The following is a 3,291-nucleotide window of genomic DNA, read 5'->3' as shown; positions in this document are numbered from 1 at the left end:
CACCGCGGCCATGATCCAGTAGACGGCCGCGATCTCGATCTGCTGCGGCTGTGTCCGCGCGCCGTCGACGACCGGCTCCCCCAGCGCCCGGGCCGTCCAGAACACCGCGGCCGCGCTCATGCCCATCCCGGCCGTCGCGCCGAGCGCCGCGCCGAGCCAGCCGCCCATCCCGAAGTAGAACGGCCGGAACGACACCGGGATCGCCGGCCGCTCACCCCCGCCGAGCCGCAACTCGCGCCCGCCGGCCCCGTACGCGAGCAGCGCACAGACCCCGAGCAGCACCAGCAGCACGGCACCGAGCAGCGCGAACACGCCGTTGGCGACGGCCGAGAAGGTCGCGCCCACACCCTGCGGCGCCGCCGGCGTCACGTGGTCCAGGCCGATCGCGGCCAGGACGACGGCGGCGAGCGCGGCTCCCGCCGTGGACCACCGCGTCGCCCGCATCCCCGTGCGCAGGGCCACCGGGTCACGGCCGTCCGGGACAGCCTCTTTCTCGTCCGGCGTCGGATTACGGATCACCAGCGATACGCCGCTGACCAGACCGGCGGCCAGAACCGCGGCCACGATCCCGCAAGCCGCGGTGAAGACCGGACTCTCGCCGGCCCAGTCCCCCGGGCGGCCGAGCATGGCCAGGGCCAGCAGACCGGCGGCGGCGCAGCCGGTCCACACGTGCGCGGCCCGCTGCCACGAGGTCTGCGCGGAAGCGCCGCGCCAGAAACCCGGATCGCCGAGGTCGCCGTTGCTGCCGGGGCGCTGCGAACGCGCGATGCCCGGCGGGTCGTGCGGGAACGACAACCGGTCGAACTGCCAGAAGACCAGCAGGACCACGCCCGGCAGCACCGCGCCGACCAGCTCACGGACGCCCGGGGAGCGGCCGGCGTACCAGTCGAGCAGCCAGAAGCCGCCGGAGCAGACGCCCGGGCCGCATTGCCGGGCCAGCACGTTCCAGCCCAGATAGCAGGTGGTCACCACGATCGTCACGGTCAGCACCAGGCCCAGCAGCCGGATCACGCCGTCGGCGACCCGGTCCCGGGTGCGCCGCCGCTCGGGCAGCAACAGCGCGAACCGGGCCACGTTCACCAGCGCGAACGGCACCAGCAGCAGCCACAGCGCCCGCGACGGCGACCCCGCGGTGTACCGGCCCCAGTGATAACCCTCGATCACCCGGCCGGACGGATGCCTGGCGGTACGGCGGAAGATGCGCCCGGCGTCGTCCCCGGCGACCTGGCGGGGCCACGGGTCGTCGAGGACCGACTCGATCGGCGTACCGCTGACACCGTGCACCCGGATCTCGACGACCCTGCCGTGCGGTTGCGGGACCATGCCCGTCCTCCTGCCGCGAACCCGAGCCCTTCACTATCCGTCAATCTGCGGGAACGGCAGTCAGGTAACGGACTCAGGCGGATTCGTAACGGTGGCAAAAGACCGCGATCGACCCGGTCGTGGTCTGCGCGGCGTACTCGATCGGCCCGGCGTCGGTCCAGCCCATGCGTTCGTAGAAAGCCCGGGCCCGCGCGTTGCCGGTCGCCACGGCGAGCCAGGCGCGGCCGAAGCCGTTGGCGGAGACCAGCTCCTGACCGCGGCGCAGCAGGGCGTCCGCCACGCCCCGGCCCCGGGCCTCGGCCGCCACGTACAGCTGCTCGACCTCGTCGTCGTGAGCCATTACGAAGCCGGCCACGCGGTCGTCGATCGTGGCCACCACGGTGCCGGCGAGACGGTCGGGAACCCGGCGGCGGAAGTCGTCGAGCTGCCGGTACTGCGCCAGTTGCTCGGGCACATGGCCGAGGTGACCGTCCGGCCAGCCGGCATGCCACACCACGGCGATGGCGGCGATGTCATCCGGACGGGCCGCCCGCAGCGTGAACTCTGTCGTGGTCATGTCAACCTCTCCGTCAGGCCGCCAGCCGGCGCAGTGCCTCCTGCGAGGACGAGCCCGGCTCGGTCGTGAAGGTGACGAGCCACTGGTCCGGTTCCCCGGTCGCCTTCATGACGTCGACGGCGATCTCGATGTCGCCCACCACCGGATGCCGCAGCCGGCAGGTGACGTCGGCCCAGTCCGCCACCTCGTGCTCGGCCCAGAGCCGGCGGAAGTCAGCGCTCGACGAGTGCAACGACTCGACAACCTCGGCCAGTGCCCGGTCGCGGGGATAACGGCCCAGATTCAGGCGCAGGTACGCGACGTGCCGGCGGGCCAGCAGCTCCCGCCCCGGGTCGAGCAGCATGGACCGGAAAGGCCCGTCGAGAAAGACCAGCTGCGGCCAGCTGCCCCGGTCGGACGCCGGCTCGCCGAGCAGCCGTGCGGCCGTACCGTTGCCGGCCAGGATGTTCCCGTGCCGGCCGTGCACGAACGCGGGTGTGTGGGTCATCCCGTCGATCAGGCACATCAGGTCGACGCGTACCTCGGGGTCGGCCGGCCCGGGCTCGGCCCGCGGCGGGTGCACAAGATTGCTCAGATGCTCCCGCTCGTCCCGGCTCAACCGCATCGCCCCGGCAACCGCATCGAGCACCTCGGCCGACACGCTGCGGCCGTGCCCCTGCTCCAGCCGGGTGTAGTGGGTGACGCTCACCCCGGCCAGCTGGGCCAGCTCCTCGCGGCGCAGCCCCGGCACCCGCCGCCGCTCGCCGTAACGCGGCACCCCGACGGTCTCGGGTTGCAGCCGGGCGCGGCGCGACATCAGAAAGCCGGTCAACTCCGCACGGGTGTCCACCGCGCCAGGGTAGCCATCCGGTGGGTACCCAACCCAGGGCTCTGGCTGCGCAGGGGGCGAGGTCGCAGGCTGACCGGCATGGACAAGAACCTCACCGGCCGGGAGATCCGGCTGGCCGGCCGGCCTGTCGGCCCACCCGGCCACCAGCACTTCCACCTCGTCAGCACCGCGGTGCCGCCACTCGCGGAGGGGCAGATCCTGGTCCGCAACACGTGGATGTCGGTCGACCCGTACATGCGGGGGCGGATGGACGACAAACCGTCCTACCTCCCGCCGTTCCAGCTGGACGCCGCTCTCGAAGGCGGCGCGATCGGCGAGGTGATCGCCTCGAAGTCGGCCACCATCGCGACCGGCGCGACGGTGTCCCACTTCCTGGGCTGGCGGGACTACGCCGTCCTGGACGCCACGAGCGCGACCCTGGTGGACACGTCGTCCGGGCCGGCGCAGGCGTATCTCGGGGTGCTGGGCACCACCGGGCTGACGGCGTACGCGGCGTTGACCGAGGCGGCACCGGTCCGGCCGAGCGACACTGTGTTCGTGTCGGGGGCGGCCGGAGCGGTCGGCAGCGTGGCGGGCCAGCTCG

At 73.0% G+C, this 3,291-nt stretch carries 3 protein-coding genes and 1 pseudogene; 1 reads left to right on the top strand and 3 read right to left on the bottom strand.

The features are described 5' to 3' along the window. The 3 genes and pseudogenes from AB0C29_RS26720 to AB0C29_RS26710 all read right to left on the bottom strand — a co-directional run. Positions 1 to 1,323: pseudogene (locus tag AB0C29_RS26720) on the bottom strand (hypothetical protein); the annotation flags it as partial. Between the two features lie 73 nt (positions 1,324 to 1,396). Then, a complete protein-coding gene (locus tag AB0C29_RS26715; RefSeq protein ID WP_360825395.1) occupies positions 1,397 to 1,879 on the bottom strand; it encodes a GNAT family N-acetyltransferase in 483 nt (160 codons plus the stop codon). Between the two features lie 13 nt (positions 1,880 to 1,892). Further along, entirely contained in the window at positions 1,893 to 2,708 is an 816-nt protein-coding gene (locus AB0C29_RS26710) for a helix-turn-helix domain-containing protein (RefSeq protein WP_360825392.1), read from the bottom strand. A gap of 78 nt (positions 2,709 to 2,786) precedes the next feature. Between AB0C29_RS26710 and AB0C29_RS26705 the strand changes: the two genes are divergently transcribed. Beyond that, positions 2,787 to 3,291, top strand: a 505-nt coding sequence (locus tag AB0C29_RS26705; protein ID WP_360825389.1) for an NADP-dependent oxidoreductase, incomplete at its 3' end; no start/stop codon positions are given.

Origin of the sequence: Actinoplanes sp. NPDC048791 (assembly GCF_040650095.1) — a bacterium.
Lineage (GTDB): Bacteria > Actinomycetota > Actinomycetes > Mycobacteriales > Micromonosporaceae > Actinoplanes.
This window is presented reverse-complemented; position numbering and strand designations above follow the sequence as displayed.